Annotated in this window: 14 protein-coding genes; 6 read left to right on the top strand and 8 right to left on the bottom strand. The window is 65.2% G+C overall.

The genetic code is table 11. From position 1 onward, the window contains the following. The first annotated feature begins 62 nt into the window (after positions 1 to 62). The gene (locus AB7532_RS32650; protein ID WP_441238765.1) at positions 63 to 1,310 is read left to right on the top strand and encodes an HlyD family secretion protein; all 1,248 of its coding nucleotides are present in this window, start codon (positions 63 to 65) and stop codon (positions 1,308 to 1,310) included. Further along, positions 1,258 to 2,871 carry a DHA2 family efflux MFS transporter permease subunit gene (locus AB7532_RS32655; protein WP_441238766.1) on the top strand — a complete coding sequence of 538 codons (1,614 nt, stop codon included), beginning with the start codon at positions 1,258 to 1,260 and terminating at the stop codon, positions 2,869 to 2,871. The genes AB7532_RS32650 and AB7532_RS32655 overlap by 53 nt, the downstream gene beginning before the upstream one ends. 57 nt (positions 2,872 to 2,928) lie before the next feature. On the opposite strand, the gene AB7532_RS32660 is transcribed toward AB7532_RS32655, so the two are convergent. Next, positions 2,929 to 4,590 carry a tannase/feruloyl esterase family alpha/beta hydrolase gene (locus AB7532_RS32660; RefSeq protein ID WP_441238767.1) on the bottom strand — a complete coding sequence of 554 codons (1,662 nt, stop codon included), beginning with the start codon at positions 4,588 to 4,590 and terminating at the stop codon, positions 2,929 to 2,931. A 280-nt stretch (positions 4,591 to 4,870) separates the two neighbouring features. On the opposite strand from AB7532_RS32660, the gene AB7532_RS32665 reads away from it, so the two are divergent. The 4 genes from AB7532_RS32665 to AB7532_RS32680 all read left to right on the top strand — a co-directional run bounded on the left by AB7532_RS32665 (position 4,871) and on the right by AB7532_RS32680 (position 9,374). Then, positions 4,871 to 5,956: a toxic anion resistance protein gene (locus AB7532_RS32665; protein WP_441238768.1), complete on the top strand. Its 1,086-nt coding sequence runs from the start codon at positions 4,871 to 4,873 to the stop codon at positions 5,954 to 5,956. A 62-nt stretch (positions 5,957 to 6,018) separates the two neighbouring features. Next, complete coding sequence (locus tag AB7532_RS32670; protein ID WP_441238769.1) at positions 6,019 to 7,608, top strand: substrate-binding domain-containing protein; 1,590 nt, start codon at positions 6,019 to 6,021, stop codon at positions 7,606 to 7,608. Then, positions 7,609 to 8,256, top strand: a complete 648-nt coding sequence (locus tag AB7532_RS32675) for a 5-bromo-4-chloroindolyl phosphate hydrolysis family protein (RefSeq protein WP_441238770.1) — start codon at positions 7,609 to 7,611, stop codon at positions 8,254 to 8,256. It begins immediately after the preceding gene. 8 nt (positions 8,257 to 8,264) lie between these two features. Continuing rightward, positions 8,265 to 9,374 (top strand): hypothetical protein, encoded by a 1,110-nt coding sequence (locus AB7532_RS32680; protein WP_441239403.1) that lies wholly within the window; start codon positions 8,265 to 8,267, stop codon positions 9,372 to 9,374. Between the two features lie 10 nt (positions 9,375 to 9,384). On the opposite strand, the gene AB7532_RS32685 is transcribed toward AB7532_RS32680, so the two are convergent. From AB7532_RS32685 to AB7532_RS32715, 7 genes are all read right to left on the bottom strand, one after another. Further along, positions 9,385 to 10,842: a GntP family permease gene (locus AB7532_RS32685; RefSeq protein WP_441238771.1), complete on the bottom strand. Its 1,458-nt coding sequence runs from the start codon at positions 10,840 to 10,842 to the stop codon at positions 9,385 to 9,387. Between the two features lie 3 nt (positions 10,843 to 10,845). Further along, the gene (locus AB7532_RS32690) at positions 10,846 to 11,865 is read right to left on the bottom strand and encodes a patatin-like phospholipase family protein (protein ID WP_441238772.1); all 1,020 of its coding nucleotides are present in this window, start codon (positions 11,863 to 11,865) and stop codon (positions 10,846 to 10,848) included. Between the two features lie 115 nt (positions 11,866 to 11,980). After that, the gene (serA, locus tag AB7532_RS32695) at positions 11,981 to 13,225 is read right to left on the bottom strand and encodes a phosphoglycerate dehydrogenase (protein ID WP_441238773.1); all 1,245 of its coding nucleotides are present in this window, start codon (positions 13,223 to 13,225) and stop codon (positions 11,981 to 11,983) included. A gap of 299 nt (positions 13,226 to 13,524) precedes the next feature. Further along, positions 13,525 to 14,757, bottom strand: coding sequence for a rhodanese-like domain-containing protein (locus AB7532_RS32700; protein ID WP_441238774.1), 1,233 nt, complete (start codon positions 14,755 to 14,757; stop codon positions 13,525 to 13,527). A gap of 75 nt (positions 14,758 to 14,832) precedes the next feature. Further along, the gene (locus AB7532_RS32705) at positions 14,833 to 16,026 is read right to left on the bottom strand and encodes a PepSY-associated TM helix domain-containing protein (RefSeq protein ID WP_441238775.1); all 1,194 of its coding nucleotides are present in this window, start codon (positions 16,024 to 16,026) and stop codon (positions 14,833 to 14,835) included. Beyond that, positions 16,019 to 17,047 (bottom strand): extracellular solute-binding protein, encoded by a 1,029-nt coding sequence (locus AB7532_RS32710; RefSeq protein ID WP_441238776.1) that lies wholly within the window; start codon positions 17,045 to 17,047, stop codon positions 16,019 to 16,021. The genes AB7532_RS32705 and AB7532_RS32710 overlap by 8 nt, the downstream gene beginning before the upstream one ends. A 2-nt stretch (positions 17,048 to 17,049) precedes the next feature. Continuing rightward, positions 17,050 to 19,386: a TonB-dependent siderophore receptor gene (locus tag AB7532_RS32715; protein WP_441238777.1), complete on the bottom strand. Its 2,337-nt coding sequence runs from the start codon at positions 19,384 to 19,386 to the stop codon at positions 17,050 to 17,052. Positions 19,387 to 19,583: the final 197 nt, after the last annotated feature.

Consider the following 19,583-nt stretch of genomic DNA (forward strand, 5'->3'; position numbering starts at 1 on the left):
ACAATTCCAAAGCTAGTCTCATTTTGGAAATTATCAAGTTTCCTAATTCAGGGGAGCCGGCCATGACCGTCCACACCACCCCAGCTGCTGCCGCCCAAACCGCCATTCCCGCGACCGCGCTGGAGGGCGTTTTGCCAACCGCGCCGACCAGCGTCGTCCGGCAAAAATTCAATCTTCGCAAGCTGTTGCTGATGGGAGCCGCAGCAATCGCACTGGCTGGCGCGACCTGGTACGGCTACGATTACTGGACCGTCGGCCAGTACCTCGTCTCCACCGATGACGCCTATGTGAAGGCGGACAACACCACCATCGCGCCGAAGGTCAGCGGCTATCTCGACCGTGTCCTGATCGGCGATAACGAGCATGTGAAAGCCGGCCAGGTCCTCGCCAGGATCGACGACCGCGACTTCCGCGTCGCGCTCGATCAGGCCAGGGCCGATGTTGCCGCCGCGAACGCGACGGTGACGAGCAAGGAAGCGCAGCTCGAGGTGCAGGACGCCGTGATCGCGGCGGCGCGCGCGACCATCGACGTCGACAATGCCGCGAAGCTTTTCGCCAGGCAGGAGAACAAGCGCTACACCGATCTGGCGGCCACGGGCTTCGGCAGCGTGCAGAACGCGCAGCAGGCCCAGGCGCGCGACGCAGGCGCCGACGCGGCGATCCAGCGCGATATCGCCAATCTCACCTCTGCCTTGAAGCAGATCGATCTCCTGAAGGCGGAGATCCTGCAAGCCAGGGCCGCCGCCGCACGCGCGGCCGCACTCCAGCGTCAGGCCGAGCTCAATCTCGGCTACACGACCGTGGTCTCACCAATCGACGGCGTGGTCGGCAACCGCTCCTTGCGCGTCGGCCAGTTCGTGCAGGCGGGCACGCAGTTGATGGCGATCGTGCCGAGCGATGGCGCCTATGTCGTCGCCAATTTCAAGGAGACGCAGCTCACTCAGGTCCGGCCGGGCCAGACCGTCGACATCGAGGTCGACACCTTCCCGGGTCAGGTGGTGCACGGCCGCGTCGATTCCATCGCGCCGGCCAGCGGTCAGGAATTCGCACTGCTGCCGCCTGATAACGCCACCGGCAATTTCACCAAGGTGGTGCAGCGCATCCCCGTCAGGATCGCGCTCGATACCGCGCATGGTCCCGCGATCGCGCTGCGGCCGGGCATGTCGGTGATCCCGACCATTGCAACACGTTCGGCCACGCCGGCCGCGAATGCGGCCGTGACGCCCAAAGCAAAGCTCGTTTCCGGAGGGTCGTGCCATGTCAAACAGCCTCTCACTTTCGACGCAAGCAACATCGGCCGCGACGCCTGATCGCGCCGCCAACGATCCCAATCGCGCGAGTGCCGCGGTCTGGGTCGCCGTGCTCGCCGCCATGATCGGCTCGTTCATGGCGATCCTGAACATCCAGATCACCAACGCCTCGCTCGCCAACATCGAGGGCGGCATCGGCACCGGCGCCGACAACGGCTCCTGGATCTCGACGTCGTATCTGATCGGCGAGATCATCGTCATCCCGCTGACCGATTATCTCAGCCGCGTATTCTCGTTCCGCCGCTACATGATCGCAAGCGCGGCGCTGTTCGCGGCGTTCTCGGTGGCCTGCGCCTTCACCCATGATCTGCCCTCGATGATCGCGATGCGCGGCCTGCAGGGCTTTGCCGGCGGTGTGCTGATCCCGATGGCGTTCACGCTGGTGCTGACCAAGCTGCCGAAGCCGCAGCAGCCGGTCGGCCTCGCGATCTTCGCGCTGTCCGTCACCTTCGCCCCCGCGATTGGTCCGACCATCGGCGGCTATCTCACCGAGAACTACGGCTGGCGCACCATCTTCTTTGTCAACGTGATCCCGACCGCGGTGATGGTGGCCGCACTCTATCTGACGCTTGAGAAGCAGAAGATGCAGCTCGGCTTGCTCAGGGAGGGTGACTGGGCCGGCATCTTTACCATGGCGATCGGGCTGTCGGCACTTCAGGCCGTGCTCGAGGAAGGCAACAAGGACGACTGGTTCTCCTCGCCCTTCATCGTCAAGCTCGCGATCATCGCGGCCGTCAGCCTGGCGCTGTTCGTCACGATCGAACTCAGCATCGAGAAGCCGCTGATCCGGCTGCGCCTGCTGACGCAGCGCAATTTCGGCTTCGGCACCGTCGCGATGACCATGGTCGGCTTCGCGCTGTTCGGCTCGGTCTACATCCTGCCGGCCTATCTCGGCCAGGCGCAGGGCTACAATGCCGAGCAGATCGGCAACGTGCTGGCCTGGACCGGCCTGCCGCAGCTCGTACTGATCCCGCTGATCCCGGTCCTGATGAAGCGCTTCGACACGCGCTACATCGCCATCATTGGTCTGCTGATCTTTGCCTATAGCTGCTTCATGAACACGGCGATGTCACCCGACTATGCCGGCGACCAGCTCTGGATTCCGAACATCGTGCGCGCCGTGGGACAGGCCATGGTGCTGACGCCGCTGACCTCGGTGCTCACGGGCGGCATCGCGCCGCAGGATGCGGCCGCGGCGTCCGGCATCAGCAACATGTTCCGCAATCTCGGTGGCGCGATCGGCACGGCCACGCTCGCCACCATCATCACCAAGCGCGAGCAGTTCCACTCCAACATCATCGGCCAGTCGGTCACCCTCGGACGCGAGGAAGTCCGCACCCGCATCGCGCAGATGACCGATTACTTCATGGCTCACGGCGTGCCCGACCCCAACGCCGCGCGCGAGCAGGCCATCATCGCACTCGGCAAAACAGTGAAGCGCCAGGCGCTGGTGATGGGCTATTCCGACGCGTTTGCCGTGATCGGCGCGGTGCTGGTGATCGCCGCGATCGCGGTGCTGCTGACGCGACGGGTGAAGGCGGCGGGCGGACCGGCGCATTAGAGAGGTCGTCAGGGCCGGGACAAGCCCGGCCATGACGCAGTGGAGACGGTTGGTAGCCTACGGCGCGCAGCTGAAGCTCGCGGCCTCCGTCACCGGGCCACTCTTGTAATGCGGCCAGGACGGCCAGCGACACAGCGGCATCGCGCGCAGCACCGCAAACGACGGTGCCTCGACCTTCTGCTCGCTGACTTCGAGATCGCCGGGCGCCTTGCCCTTCTCGACCCAGTCGACCAGCGCGCTCAGCATGTCGACATTGGCCGGCGCGCCGGAGCCGACATGATCGACGCCGGGCGCGGTGTAGAGCCGCGCGAATTCCGCCGTCTCGGCCTTGCCCATCTTGCGCTCGACGCTCTCGAAATAGCGGATGCCGGCGTAAGGGCTCTGCGCGTAATCGGCCATGTGCTCGAGCATGATCAGCCGGCCGCCGCGGGCGCGGAAGCGGCTCAGATCGGGATCGGTCGAGTCCATCAGGCCGGAGACTTCCAGCAGCCGCGCCTTGTGGTCCTCGACCTTGTAGGTGGTAACGTCGAGCTTGGGATCGCGCGCGAACACATACTGGATGCCGCCGGCGCCGTAGATCCAGGCGATGCCGTTGTTGGGCGCAGGCGGCTGCACCGGCGGCGCGGCGCCGAGCCACCACGCGCCCCAGCCACCGGTCGGGCCGATCGCCGGCGTGTCCTCACCCGACACACCCCAGCCCGGATAATCATCCAGCCCGTTGGCAAGCGCGAACGGGAATTTGTAGGTCCCATGCAGGGTGTTGACGGCCTTGATCTGCGGCTCGGTGAGGCATTGATCGCCGCTCTTGCCGGCCTCGCAACGCAGCGTCTCGACCTTGAACGCCGCCTTGCAGGCGACGGGGTCCTGCACCAGCGCGTCGTCGGAGCCGTCGGCAGTGTCGCAAGCGGCTCGCACGGCCTCACCCACGAGCTTCACCTGCGCCGGATTGATCCAGCCCTCGCCCATGGTCACAAGGCCCGAGCGCGTGCCGGCATGCTGCAAGCCGACCCAGTTGATCACGGGCACACGCGCGAAGATGCCGTCGAAATCGTCGGGGTAGCGCTGCGCCATGGTGAGGCCCTCGCGGCCGCCTTCGGACGAGCCCATGAAATACAGCTTCTCGGGTTTCTTGCCGTAGGCACGCTCCATCAGCGTCACCGCAACATCGCGCACCCTCTTGTAGGCGCGATGGGCGAAATTCTCGAAGGCTTCATCATTGAGCGCGAACACCTGCGGCGGTTCGCCCGGCTTCGATTCATGGCCGGAGTCCGTGCCGTAGGTGACGAAACCGCGTGCGAGCGGCGACGGCTTGTCGAAGGGATAGGCCGGCGGCAGCCCAAGTCCCGTGATCAGCACGCCATTGAAGCCGCCGCCGCCATATTGCACGGAGCGTCCGTTCCATTCGACGGGAAGGTTGACCTGGAATTTGATCGGCGGCGCCTTGGGATCGACCGGGTCGATGTGGCCAAGCACCTTGCAGAAGCCGGGATTGGCCGGCGTGATGCGCCCCGACGGCGTCGGCCCGCGCTCGGCAACAGCAAGCAGCGACCGCGCCAGAAACGTTGCGGAATCGATCTTCACGGCATCGGCCCCGCCGACAAGCCCCTTGCAGACGGTGTCCGCATCTTCCGTCAGCGTCACCGCCGATGCACCGCTCGCGCCCAGCGCCGCGGCCGCGCCCGCAAGCCACACACACAGCTTCGCAATCCTGCGCGCCATCGTTTCCATCCCTGTTGCTTCGTAATCGTTCGGGACATCGATTCAATGCGCCGGATGGCCGGCCGTCAATCGCCGCGACACACGCCGCGATCGTCATCAACGGAAACATCGAACGACCCGCCGGACCGGTTGCCCGACGCTCCCGTAGATATCTGAATTTTATACGAAATCTTTCCCCTGCCAGCGAACTCGGATGACCTCGCAGGCGACCAAATCCACAAGTTGTCATCAATTTGTCATGCGAGCTGGGGTTATCTGCCCGCGTGCTCGGCATGCTATCATGACCGCAGAGAACAAGGAGCGACTGGTGAGCGAAACGATCAATCTCCCGGCCCTGCCGACGGATGCCTCCGCGGTCGCGCGCATCAAGTCCGAGATCGACATTTCGGATCGCTCGCGCCTTGTGACATTCGGCGAGCGCGCGCAGCGCTCCGTGGTCGAATTCGCCGATCGCATTCTCGCCCAGACCCAGAATCGCGAGCTCGGCGCTACCGGCAAGCTCCTCACCGATATCCTCGGCAAGGCACGCGGGCTCGATCCGGCCGATCTCAAGGACAAGGGCTTTCTGACGCGACTGTTCTCGTCGGCGGAGGCGCGGCTGCGCCGCTTCACCGAACAGTTCAACGACGTCGCCTCGCAGATCGACCGGGTCTGCGTCGAGCTCGACCGTAACAAGGAAGTGCTGCGCCGCGACATCGCCCTGCTCGACGATCTCTATGAACAGACGCGCGGCGCGCTCGGCCAGCTCGATACCCATATCGCCGCCGGCAAGGCCTTCACCGAGGAATTTCGCGGCGGCAAGCTCGTCGAGATGGAGCGGAACGCGAAGGCGCAGGCCGCCGGCAGCGACGCTATGCTCGCCGCGCAGACCTATCAGGACGCCGTGCAGGCGCTCGACCGGCTCGAGAAGCGCGTCTTTTATCTCCAGCAGGCCCGCCAGATCGGCATCCAGCAGCTGCCGCAGATTCGCATCGTGCAGTCCGGCGACGAGACGCTGATCGAGAATCTGCAGGCCACGACCGAGCTGACGATCCCGGTGTGGAAGCAGAAGATGATCCTGCTGCTCGGCCTGAACCGGCAGAAGTCGGCGCTTGAACTGCAAAAGACCATCACGGATGCGACCAACGAGATGATGCGCCAGGCCTCCGAAATGATGAAGACCCAGGCGATCGAGATCGAGAAGCAGTCGCAGCGCGGCATCGTCGACATCCAGACCCTGGAGAAAACCAACCGGGATTTGATCGACACCATCGCGGGTGTCCTCTCGGTGCAGGAAGAGGGCCGCAACAAGCGCACCGAGATCGAGCATCGGATGGCGGAGCTGACGGACGAGTTGAAGTCCGCGATCTCCAAGGCCGCGCCTTGATGCGCTTCACGCAACGGTTTCTCGATGAAGCGTCTGCATAAGACCTGCATGAAGGCTCGCGCATGAGAACTTTCGGTTTCCTGCGGCGCCCCCTGGCGTTGCTCGCGGCAGTACCGTTGATTGCAGCGTTGCTGTCGGGCTGCGGCGGGCCAGGGCCGCAATTCACCATCCTCTCGGGTTCGGAGAACGACATCCTCGAACCGCTGGTGCAGGAGTTCTGCAAGTCGCGCAATGCGACCTGCACCATGCGCTATCAGGGCTCGCTCGACATCGCGCTCGCACTGAAGGCCGGCGATCCCGGCGCCGACGCCGTCTGGCCCGCCGCCTCGATCTGGATCGACATGTTCGACACCACCAGGCGCGTGAAGATGGTGAAGTCGATCGTGCAGATGCCAGTCATCCTCGGCGTGCGCCGCTCCAAGGCGGAGGCACTCGGCTGGATCGGCGCCAAGGTGACGGCCAAGGACATCCTCGCGGCGGTCGAGGGCGGCAAGCTGAAATTCCTGATGACGTCGGCGACGCAGTCGAACTCGGGAGCAGCCGCCTATCTTGCAATGCTGGCAGCCGGCATCGGCAAGCCGGACCTGATCGAGGCCGGCGATCTCGACAAGCCCGAGGTGCTGGCGACGGCGCGCGGCCTGCTGAAGGGGGTCGAGCGCAGCGCGGGTTCGAGCGGGTGGCTCGCCGACCTCTATCGCGACGGCGAGCGCAGCGGCGCGCATTATCAGGCGATCTGGAATTACGAGGCGGTCATCAAGGAAACCAACGACAAGCTGATCGCCGACAACCACGAGCCGCTTTACGCGATCTATCCGGCTGACGGCGTGGCAATCGCGGATTCCCCGCTCGGTTTCGTCGATCGCAGCCGCGGCAAGGAGGTCGAAGGCTTCTTCACCGATCTGCAGGCCTTCCTGCTCAACGGCGATGCGCAAGCCAGGATCGCGAAGACCGGCCGGCGCGTCGAGATCGGCCGCGCCACGCCGCTCGCGGCCGACCCGAAAACGAACATCGATCCTTCGCGGCCGGTGACCGTGATCCGTCCACCCGAGCCCGCGGTGATCCAGAAGGCGCTGCTGATCTATCAGGAAGCGCTGCGACGACCATCACTGACCGCGCTCTGCCTCGACGTCTCCGGAAGCATGCAGGGCCCCGGCGAGGCCCAGTTGCTCGACGCCATGCGTTTCCTGCTCACACCGGCGCGCACGCGCGAGGTGCTGGTGCAATGGACCAGATCGGACCAGATTCTGGTCCTGCCCTTCAGCGATCACGTCCTGTGGACGGCGCTCGCCAACGGTGAAGACAACGAGCAGGCCGGACTGCTGGCACGCGCGCTCGAATTGCGCGCCAACGGCGGCACAGACTTCTACACCTGCGGGGCGCTGGCGCTCGCCCTGATGAAGCCGCTGCTCCAGGACGGCCAGCATCTGCCGGCCATCGTCATCATGACGGACGGCAAGAGCCAGGGGGCGATGTCCACATTCGAAAGCGCATGGCGGGCGGACGGACACCGCGTGCCCGTGTTCGGCGTGACATTCGGCTCCGAGGTCGATCGCGCCCAGCTCGACAATCTGGCAAAATTGACCGGAGGCCGCGTTTTCGACGGCAGCAAGAGTCTCACCGACGCATTCCGCGCCGTACGAGGGTACAACTGAATGGCCGCAATGCCGTCCGGGCTTGGCTGGATCGCGGGTGGAGCGGCAGCGGCAGTGCTGCTGCCGTCGCTCGCGATCGGGCTTGGCATGCCGTTCTGGATCGCGCTTGCGATCAGCGCGGCGGCCGGCGGCGGCATCGTGGTGGCCCTGGCGCCGAGGAGCCGTTTCGCCGCGCTGGAGGCCAGCGGTATGGCGCGCGGCCAGATCGAATTCGCCAATGAGCTTTTGACCGAAGCCGAACCGCTGGCCGAGCGGATGGAAGATGCGGCATCGGCGATCCGGACCCGCGCGGTCGGCGACCGCATCCGTCATCTGGTGCAGATCGCGCGTGATATTTTCGCCGCCATCGAGCGCGATCCGCTGCGGCTCGACCGGGTGCGGCGATTCCTGACCTATTACCTGCCGCGCGCAGCCGAGATCGCCGAGGCCTATCGCGCGCTGGAGAGGAGCAGCGTGCCCGACACCGCGCGACTCGCCGCTACCGGCGACATGATCAACCGGCTCGACATGGCTTTCACACGCTATGCCGCCAATCTCCAGGACGCCGATCTCGACAAACTGGACATCGAACTGAAACTGCTCAAAAGCTCGCTCGACGAGGATCTCGGGCCGGCGCAACCGGCTGCTCCGGTCGAGACCAAGAGATGAATGTCCTGATGGCCATCTCGCGCCGCGCCTTCGGCGTCGGTCTTGTCGCCGCAAGCGCGGCGGCGACCGGCGGCTACGTATACCTGCGCGAGCACCCTGAAATCGCGGGCCGCTTCGGCGAGGCCAAGCGCCTGTTCGGCTTCGCCGGCGGCGAGAAGGAAGGTTTTCTGGCCAACGCCCGCGTGAAGAATGTGCTGGAGCGCCGCTTCGGACTGATCCTCGACGGCCGCCGCGCTGGCTCGGTCGAAATGGTGCGCGAGCGCGCGCTGCTCGACCAGAAGCCGCAGTTCCTGTGGCCGTCGTCCTCCGTGCTGGTCGAGGTCGCGCGCTCGTCGGGGATCAAGATCTCGCGCGACCAGGTGATCTTCAACTCGCCGATCGTGCTCTATTCCTGGGATCGCATCGCGGACGGTCTGGTGAAGGGCGGCATCGCCCAATCGGCCGGCGGACCGCGCTACACGGTCGATCTGTCAAAACTGCTCAAGGCGATCATTGCCGGCGAGACATGGTCGTCGATGGGCGTCTCCGACCTGTTCGGCCGCGCCCGCGTGGTATCGACCGATCCGAACAAGTCCAATTCCGGCTTCATGTTCGCAGGGCTCGCCGCGAGCCTGTTGTCGGGCGACGTGGTGATGCCGGAGACGCTGAGCAAGATCGATGGCGATGTCGCAACCGTCTTTCGCCGCATGGGTTTCAAGCCGCCGTCATCAGGGAAACTGTTCGACGATTATGTCGCCGGCGGCGCGGGCGCACAGCCCCTGATCGTCGGCTACGAGAACCAGCTTGTCGAGTGGGTGCTTCAGGACGCCGAACGCTGGAAGCGGCTGGAAGCCAATGCGCCGGCCAAGCCGGTGATCCTTTATCCGCAGCCTACCGTGTTTTCGGGCCATCCACTCATCAGCGTCGAGCGCCAGGCCGACGATCTGATCGAAGCGCTGATGAGCGAGAGCCTGCTCGAAATGGCCTGGGAAGATCACGGTTTCCGCGGACCGCTCGGCACCATCGGCAAGGCGCGCAACGCGCTGCTGCAATCGCGCCTGCTCGAACGCATCGACGCGGTGCTGCCGATGCCCGACGCGCCGGTCATGCTGGCCTTGCTGGACCGGTTGGCGGCGTAGACAATTCGGCTCAGAACGATCCCAGCACCTCGCCCAGAGCGATCACGGCAACCAGCGCCAGCAACGACGACGCGATGCCGACCATGACGATGTCCAAATAGCTGTCGCGATGGGTCAGGCCGCAGATCGCGAGCAGGCTGACCACCGCGCCATTATGCGGCAGGATGTCCAGCGTCCCCGAGCCGATCACCGCGACGCGATGCATCAGCGCAAGGTCGATGCCGGTGCGCGCGGCGAGCTCGACATAGGTCGGGCCGAGGGCGTCGAGCGCGATGGTCAGGCCGCCTGACGCAGACCCGGTCAGAGCGGCCAGGATATTGGTCGCGACCGCGAGAGAGACCAGCGGGCCGCCTTCGATCCCGAGCACCCAGTCGCGCACCACCGCGAACGCCGGCAGCGCGGCGACGACCGCACCGAAGCCGACGAGACTGGCGACACTCAACGCCGGCAGCACCGCGGCATTGGCGCCGGCATCCATGGTCTGCCGTAGCGCCGACAGCCGGGACCAGTTCAGCACGATGGTCGTAAGGATCGCGGCAGCCAATGCGACCGCGACCGACCAGACCCCCGCGACCGCCGCCAGCGACGTGTTGCCGAAGCGTGGCTCCTCGAGATAGCCAACGTCGAGCCGCGGCAGAACCACGAGCGACATCGCGAGATTGACGGCCACGACGACGATCAGCGGCGCGAGCGCATTCACGATGGGTGCCGGCGCCTGACTGCGATGTCCGTGCTGCAGCTCGGCCGGGTCGAATTCCCGCGCCGTCGTCGCGCGCTCGCGCACCAGTTCGTCAGCGGCGGCACGCTCCGTCGCATCCTCTGCATGGTCGTCACCATAGCCTTCGCCTGCGCGGCGAGCTGCCGCTTCAGCACGGTGCAGCCACCACACCCCTGTCACGAGCATGATGAGGGAGGCGATGATGCCGAGCCCCGGCGCGGCAAACGGCGTCGTGCCGAAGAACGGCATCGGGATCGCATTCTGGATCGATGGCGTCCCCGGCAGTGCCGACATGGTGAAGGTGGACGTGCCGAGCACGATCGTAGCCGGAATCAGCCGGCGCGGGATTGAGGCCGCGCGAAACAGCGAGCGGGCCATCGGAACGATGACGAAGAACGCAACGAACAGGCTGACGCCGCCATAGGTCACCAGCGCACCGGCGAGCACCACCGCCAGGATCACACGTCGCTCGCCAAGGCGCTCCGCCATGAAGGCAGCCACCGAGGTGACCGCGCCGCTGTCGTCCATCAGTTTGCCGAAGACGGCGCCGAGCAGGAAGATCGGGAAGAACTGCGCCAGGAAACCGGCCGCATTCGCCATGAACACCTGCGTCAGATTGGCCAGCAACGGCTCGCCGCCGAACAGTGCGGCAACAAGTGCGGCGAACGGTGCAAGCAGCAGAACGCTCCAGCCGCGGAAGGCGAACAGGACGAGCAGGCCGAGTCCGACGAGAATGCCGAGCAGACCCACGCTTCAACACTCCGACAGGAGAACGTCGAGATCGGCGGTCGAGCGGAGGCCGATATCCGCGCCGTGCTCGTCGAGAAAAATCTCGGCGGCCTGACGTCCCTCGGCACGCAGCATCGAGACGAATTCCCATTCGGCATTGAGCTTGGATGATGCGCCGAACTTCGCCAGCATGTCGCTCTTGACGCGGTGGGTCCGCATCTTGGCCCAGCGCGCGCCCTCGCCACTGCCGGGGTCGGCGGCCTGACGCAGCAGCGCGATCATGCGCAGCTCCTTCATCAGCGGCGAATTGAACGAAATCTCGTTGAGCCGGTTGAGAATCTCCGCAGCAGTCCGCGGTGCTTCGAGCGTTTCAGTCGGATTGATCTGAACGAGAATCGTGTCGTGTGCGTCGCTTTCGCGGACCAGCGGCGTGATGGTCGGGTTGCCGGCAAAGCCGCCGTCCCAATACGGCTCGCCGTCGATCTCGATCGCGCGGAACATGGTCGGCAGGCAGGCTGACGCCAGCAGCACGTCCGCCGTGATCTCCGCGTTGCGGAAGATACGGCCGCGCCCGGTCCGCACCCGCGTCGCGGTGATGAACAACTGGATCGGCGAGCGCACGAGGCGTTCGAAATCGATGCTCTCGGCCAGCACGGCGCGCAGCGGATTGTAGCCCGTCGGGTTGAGATCATAGGGCGACAGCACGCGCGACATCATATCTGTGAGGATGTAGAACGGTGACGTGTCGAGGGTCCACCGACCCATCAACCGGTCGAGCGGCGAGCGCTGGAGCGGACTGAAAGCCGCGGCCTTCGAAACGCGGCGCCAGTATTTTTCGAGCGCCTCACGCGCGCCTTCGGCGCCGCCGGCCGTCCAGCCATCCGCCAGCACCGCCGCGTTCATCGCGCCTGCGGACGTGCCGGAAATCGCGGCGATCGTGAGCCACTTTTCCTCCAGCAGGCGATCGAGTACGCCCCAGGTGAAGGCGCCGTGCGAACCACCGCCTTGCAGCGCGAGATCAATCAGTACGGCGTCCCGTTCCATGGCGGACACTCACGCAACTGAAACTCAAATTCGACGCGATTTGTCACACGTCGAGGATGCCCCAGTTTAGAGAGCCGTAGGCGCGCAATGCAACCGGAACGTGACGTCCCGCCGTCTAATGCTCGAATACCAGCCGTGCGCCGACCGTGCCCTCGAGGCTGCGGATCTGCGCCAGCAGCGCGGCCGAATCCTCGCCGCCGAGATCGGCGTCGAGCACGACGTAGCCGAGGTCGCCCGCGGTCTCCAGATATTGCGCGACGATGTTGATATCGCGTTGGAGGAAGACCTCGTTCAGGCGGCGCAGCATGCCCGGCACGTTGCGATGGACATGGCTGAAGCGCGCGCCGGCGGGGCGCAGATGCAGCTGCACCTCCGGAAAATTCACCGCACCCATGGTCGCGCCGGTGATGAAATAATCGACCATCTTGCGCGCGACCTCGCCGCCGATGCGCTCCTGCGCCTCCTCGGTCGAGCCGCCGATATGCGGGGTGAGGATGACGTTCTCGAGGCCCTGCACCGGGCTCTTGAAGCGATCGGAATTCGAGGACGGCTCGACCGGAAACACGTCGATGGCGGCACCGGCGAGATGGCCGTCGCGCAAAGCACCCGCGAGCGCGTCGAGATCGACCACCGTGCCGCGGCTGTTGTTGATTAGGAACGAGCTCGGTTTCATCGCCCGCAACTCCTTCTCGCCGATCATACCAGCTGTTTCCGGCGTCTCCGGCACGTGCAGGCTGACGACGTCGCTCTGCGCCAGCAGCTCTTCCAGTTTCTCGACCGGCTCGGTGTTGCCATGACGGAGCTTGTCGGTGCGGTCGAAATAGATCACGCGCATGCCGATGGCTTCGGCGAGCGTCGAGAGCTGCGAGCCGATATTGCCGTAGCCGACGATGCCGAGGGTGCGGCCGCGCACCTCGCGGCTGCCGGTCGCCGACTTGTCCCAGCCGCCCTCATGCGCCGACACCGAGCGCGGGAAGATGCGCCGCAGCAGCATGACGATCTCGCCGATCACCAGTTCGGCGACGCTGCGCGTGTTGGAGAACGGCGCGTTGAACACGGGAATGCCGCGCTTGCGCGCCGCCAGCAGATCGACCTGGTTGGTTCCGACGCTGAAGCAGCCGACCGCGAGAAGCTGGTCGGCCGCCGCGAGCACGTCATCGGTGATCTGGGTGCGCGAGCGGATGCCGAGCAGCGACACGCCCTTGAGCGCCTGCCGCAGGTCCTCGCCATCAAGCGCCTTGGTCAGCCGCTCGACATTGGTGAAACCCGCCGTCCGGAACAGATCGACAGCGCTGTCATTGACGCCTTCGAGCAGCAGCGCCTTCGCGTTCCGCTCGGGGCTTTGGCCTGGGGCTGGCATGGAATCTCCGTAAATCGCAGCTTTGCCGCAGCACATAGACCGCGGACGATGCGCAGCACAATAGGGCTTGGATACGGGCGGAAGATGGCGGGGTGGGGAGGCTGGTGTGTTGGTGTACCAGACCCGTCATCCTGAGGTGCGAGGCGTGCGGTGCAGAGCGCCGCACGGGGAGCCTCGAAGGATGAACGGCCCCGATGCAGCCGGGCCGTCGCCCTTCGAGGGCCGCTAAGAAGCGGCCACCTCAGGGTGACGGTGATAGTGCGCTGCTTCGGTTGCGAAGCGAGCGCTTCCGTCCGCCGTCAGATCACATAAAACCCGTGGGTACCGTCGAGCTGGAGCTGCTCGACCAAGCCATATTCCCAATCGAGATAGGCCTGCATCGCGCGTTCGGCGACATCGGTGCCTTCGTAGGGCCGGCGGTAGCGGTGTGCCGCATCGGGCTTCGGCAGCACGCGCGGCGGGCCGATTTCGAGCGAGCCGTCATAGCCGCCTTCGCGCACATAGACCTCCCAGCCCATCTGCGCGAGCCAGGACGCCGTCATGTCGGCCCGGACGCCCTTGTCGTCGGACAGGACAATGCGCGCGCCGCGCACCGGCGCGGCCATGTCGGTCTCCTGCACGAGTTGGCCACCGGGATAGTGACGGAAGCCGGGAATATGACCGGCCGTATATTCATCGGCGTCGCGCACGTCGAAGCGATAGAGCGTGCGATCGGTCTGCGCAGCAAGCACAGCCATCTCGTTCGTGCCGATATGGCGAACGCCGGCGCGATAGGCGACGTCGCGCGCGTTGGCCGGACCGCCCGCGAACGACCCGACCGCGCCCCGCCTGTCGGCGCCGTGGTTCAGCGTATGCCGCGCCAGCGTCCAGCCGATGGTGCCGTTGCGCAGCGCCCGCACCTTGTTGGGCACGCCGGCATTGATCAGCGACTGGGTGCCGATGATCGAGCGGGTGCGGCCGGCGCAATTGACGATGATGGTGGTCTCAGGATCCGGCGCGGCCTGCCCTGCCCGCAGCACCAGCTCCGCGCCGGGCACGCTGACCGAGCCCGGAATGTTCATGGTGGCGTATTCGTCGAAGCGGCGAACATCGAGGATGGCGATGTTGGCCTTGTCCGCGATGAGCTTTGCGACCTCGTCGGCGCTGAAAGACGGCGTGTGGCGTCGCGCCTCGACCAGTTCACCGAACGCTTTCGAGTACGAGTTGACGTCCTCGAACAGCTGATAGCCCGCATCGCGCCAGCCTTTCAGCCCGCCATCGAGCGCACTGACGTTGGTGTAGCCGAGGGCCGCTAGCTGCTCGGCCCCCGCGGCGACGAGACCTTCGCCGTCATCGAAAAGCACGATCGCCACGTCCTTGCGCGGCAGCCGCACCTCGGCTTCGATCTCGATCCGGCCCGCAGCCATGTTCGCCGCAAACAGCGGATGACCCGTTGCAAAGCCCGCCTCGTGCCGGAGATCGAGCAGTGCAATCTCCTCGCGCAGCAGCAGCGCGCGGCGGATGTCGGCGGGTGTGACGGTCGGAAGCTTCATGGCGAGGACCTTTAGCAAGGACAGGCCGAGGGCTTTTGAACGATTGCGGCGGCCTTGGCTAGCCTTCGCGTCCGCTCACTCGCCGGGAACGAGCCGCCCGAGCGGCGGCTGCGCCGGGCGCCGCAGCCTGCGGCGCGACAGATAGAGCAAGATACCGGTGACAGAGAATAATGGCATCAACGCTGCGGCGATCATGAAGGCGAGCTTGCCGGGCCAGCCCAGGAACGCGCCGCGATGAATGTCGAGCACATTCGCGATGATCTTCTCGCCGAACGTCTTGTCGGCATAGCGTTCCGCCGAGATCACCTGCCCGGTGATCCCGCCGATGCGGAATTCGTCGCGCGTGGTATCGAGCGTCGTATCCTTTCCCCACGCCCGGATCCTGATCGCGGTCCCCGATCCGTTGGGCAGCGTCATTAACGCCCTGGCGAGGCGGTCACCCTCCTCACGCTGGATCGTCGTCCATACCCGATCAAATCCCACCGTTTGAGCCGGCTCGGCACCGCCGGTCGCGCGCGGCGTCTTGGAAGCCATCTTGGGCTGCATCTTCGCAGCAGTGACGTGCGGGCGCGACAGCAGCCAGACGACACTGTCCTTGTACCAGTCGAACGAGTACCACAGCCCGGTCAGCGTCATCACGAGATAGACGGGCAGCACCCAGGTGCCGATGACGGCATGCAGCGAGCGGTGCAAGCCGCGCCCGCGGAGACCGAGATTGGGTTTCAGCCACATCCTCACGCTGCCGGTGCGGCGCGGCCAGCGCAGCACCAGGCCCGAGACCAGCATGACGATCAGACCGAGCGCGGCGAATCCCGTGATCTGTCGTCCCCACCCTTTGGCATCGCCGGGAATCAGCAGCCAGCGGTGCAGCCTGCGCACGGTTGCGAAGAACTCCTCGCCGCGCGGCGCACCGAGCACGTGCGCATCGTAGGGATCGACATAGAGCGAGGTGCGCCGCGCACCCTGCTCGTCGCGGCCGAAGCGGACATGCACCGCAGCCGACGGATCGCTCGACAGCATGAGGGAGGCGACCTTGCCGACGCCGTTCGCCGCCTCCAGCCGTGCGACCAGTTCGTCCGGCATCAGCGGCGGCACGCTGCGCGGCGCAACCTGCATGATGCCAGCGTTGAGATAGTCGCCGATCTCGTCCTCGAAGCTCATGATCGCGCCGGTCAGCGCGATCAGGGCCAGCAGCAACGCGAGGATGAGGCCTGCGATGGAGTGGACCTGGAGCAGAGCAGCCTTGATGTTGTGGCCTGCCCTACTCATCGAAGCCGACCTTCTTGATGAGTGCGATCGCGGCTTGCTGATGCGCGGCGATCTGATCGATCGGGGTCGCATCGGCGATGAACGAGCCCATCTCGGCAACGATGGGGGCACGCTCTGCCGTGGCAGGCACGGGATATTCCAGCTCTGCGGCGGCGAAGATCCCTTGTGCGGCAGGCGTCACAAGGAATTCGAGGAACTGTCGCGCCAACGCCGGATGCGGCGCGTGTTTCGCGATCGCCGCGCCGGTGAGGTTCACATGCGTGCCGCCACCTTTGAATGACGTCGGCACTGCCTTGACGTCCGTCGCCCAGGCGCGCCAGTCGGCACCTTCCCGCCCGTCGCGCAATTGGGCCAGTGCCACGGTGTTGCCGATGCCGATCTCGCACGTCCCTTGCGCGATCTCGCGGATCACGTCGTTGTCCTTGCCATCAGGCTTGTGCGCGAGATTGGCCTTCAGGCCGGCAAGCCAGGTCTGCGTCGCGGCTTCTCCATGATGGGCGAGATAGGCCGCAATCAGCGCGACATTGTTCTGATGCAGCGGCGAGCGCATGCAGAGCTTGCCGCGCCACCTGGGACCGGCGAGGCCTTCGTAATCGATGGCCGCCAGCGCGCTGTCCGTCCGCGCGAACACGACGCGAGGGCGGACGGCAAGCGCGATCCATTGCGCATCGCCGCCGCGAAGATTTGCCGGAACAGCCTGTTCGAGACGCGACGACGTGAAGGCCTGCGTCAGACCGCGGGTGGAGAGCTGGGTCGTCTTGTCCAGCCCGATCGTCAGCAGTAAATCCGCAGGCGACGCCTCGCCCTCTGACACCAGGCGTTTGACGAGACTGTCCTCGATAAAGACGACATCCACCTTGACGCCACTAGCTTCCGTAAAAGCTGCAACGACAGGCCCGACCAGAGCAGCCTCCCTGGTCGAATAGAGCGTGATCTCCTCGGCGCGACTCGCACCTGTGGTGGCAAGGCAGGCGGCCGCCAGCGCGATCAAAACCGCGATGGCTTTGTGCCGCGCCGCCACCGCTAGAACTTCACCGTTGCCGACAGCGAGACGCGCCGCGCATCACCGATCGCGACGTTCAGGTTATTGACGGCGGAGGGATAGTAGACGGTGTCGAACAGGTTCTTGACGTTGAACTGATAGATCACGGGTGTGTTCTGGTATTTCGTCTCATAGGTCGCGAAGATATCGGCGACAACATAGGACGGCAAGAAGAAGCTGTTGATCGCATCGCCCGGACGATCGCCGACATAGCGCGCACCGCCGCCGAGGCGGAGCTGGCCAGGCAATGCGGTGCCGAAGTCGTAGACCAGATAGAGCGAGGCTGTGTTCAACGCGACGTTCTGCAGCTTCATGCCGTAGAGCGACCGATCTTCAGACGACGTCACCCGCGCGTCGGTATAGCCATAGCTGCCGATCAGGGCCCAACTGTCGGTGAGCCTGCCGGTGACGTCCAGCTCGACGCCGCGCGAATGGGCACGGCCGACGGTGTGGACTTCCACCACGTTTGCGGCGACTGTCTTGAACGTCTGAACGTTCTTCTTGTCGAGGTCGTAGACCGCGAGCGTACCGGAGATGCGCTTGTTCAGATCGAACTTGACGCCCGTCTCATACGACACGCCTTCTTCCGGCGCGACATTGGAGCCAATCACAGTGCCGACCGGCGCAATTGTGGAGTTCGGCTTCAGCGACTCGGTGTAGCTGGCATAGAGCGAGATCTCGTCGGTCAGCTTGAAGATGGCGCCGCCGAGCGGGAGCACCTTGTCCTGGGACACGTTGGTGTTGGTGTAGAACAGCGCCCTTCCACGTCCGGCGATCTGATCGTAGTCCATGTAGCGCACGCCGCCGACCAGCGCGAACCGTTCGGTCAGATGCAGCGTATCCTGGACAAACAGCGACCACTGGCCGAGCTTGTCGGTCTGGGCACTGTCGGGATTGGACACCGTCGTGCCCGGTCCGACCAATCCGTAGACGGGATTATAGACGTTGATGGCGGGGGTTGCCTGCCGGATCAAGGCGTCGCGGTAGATGGTGCGATACTGGCCGTCGCCGCCGAACACCACATCGTTGCGCAGACCGCCGAGCCAGAAGCCGCCGGAAATGTAGGACGTTCCGTAACTGGCATTGCTGAGCGAGCCCTGCGTACCGTCGTTGCTGCGCGTCTCGACGCCCGTCGTGAAGTTGAGGGTGGAGATGCGAAGCTGGTTCGCGCTGGAACTCTCGGTGTTGTAGCTGTAACCGGCGTACAGCTTCCAGTCAGGGTTGAAGCGGTGCTCGACCGAGGCCTGGATCAGGTCGGTCGTACCCCAGGTGTTGTTGAAGGGCTCGTCGAGCCGGCGCGTAGAAGGCACCGCCAGCGGCGCCTTGGTCACCGGATTGAACGCCGTGCCGCGGTCGAACGGATAGATGAACTCACGATGCTCGTAATTGAGCTGCACCGTGGTGTCCTGGCCGTACCAGGCCAGCGACGGCGCCACCAGCATTTCGCGGTGACGGCCGAAATTGCGCCAGTAATCTTCGCTGACGCCGTAGCCGATGAAGCGATAAGCCAGGCCCTGGTCGCCGATCGGACCAGTGACGTCGAGCAGGCCGTCGGCGCCGGTCTTGGACGCACTGAAGGCCGAGCCGAGCAACGTGACCGAGCCGTGCTGATAGAGCTCCGGCCGCTTGCTGATGGTGTTGACGATGCCGCCGGGATCCATGATGCCGTAGAGCAGCGAAGCTGGCCCCTTCAGCACTTCGACGCTCTCGACCGCGGTATTGAAGCTGCGGCCCTGCACCAGCGGCATGCCGTTGCGCATGATCGAGCCGTCGCGATTGTCGCCGAAACCGCGGCGGATCACCGCGTCCTGGCTGCCGGCCAGCGTGTTGGTCTGGGTGATACCGGAGACATTGATGAGCGCGTCGTCGATGTTGCGCGGGAGCTGGTCCTTCAACACCTGCTCGGGCACGACGTTGACCGCCTGCGAGGTGTTGAGCGGCGAAGCGCCGCTGCGCAGCGTGGTCGCGCTTGGGGTCGCACGATAGCCGAGCTTTGCAGCTTGCTGCGCGGCGGCTTCAGCGGCGGCGCGTTCCGATGGTGTCGGAGCTGCCGGCGTGGCGGCATTCCGGCTGCGCTGGCGCGCGGCGGCTTGTGTTCTGCGCTGCGGTGATTCAGATGCGCGCGCAGGCTTCGGCCGCGGCGCCGGTGCGTCCACGGTCACCGGTGGCAGCGCCGACTGCGCTTGCGCGGTCGTCGTGCTGGAGGGGCATTCGGCGAGCAGCACCGCTGCGCCAATGAGAAGACCTGCACGGCTCTTGCCGGCACGATGACGACGGCCGCTGACACGCTGGCCATCCACGGAGGAACGCACTTTCAATCCACTTCAAGTCATGAACGTTGGAGTGTGCGCCTGTAACAGTCGCCGGAAGTGAGGAGAACCGTAAAAGAAGTTGAATCGCTCTAGTGTTGAATCGTTCTAAGTGCAGCAGAGCATTGAACGGCAACCACCGATTGACGTCGTGGAGACCGCGACACGCTGCGCGCGAATTCGCGGCAACGTGTCACGAAATTTTC

Source organism: Bradyrhizobium sp. 930_D9_N1_4 (genome assembly GCF_052076015.1).
Lineage (GTDB): Bacteria > Pseudomonadota > Alphaproteobacteria > Rhizobiales > Xanthobacteraceae > Bradyrhizobium.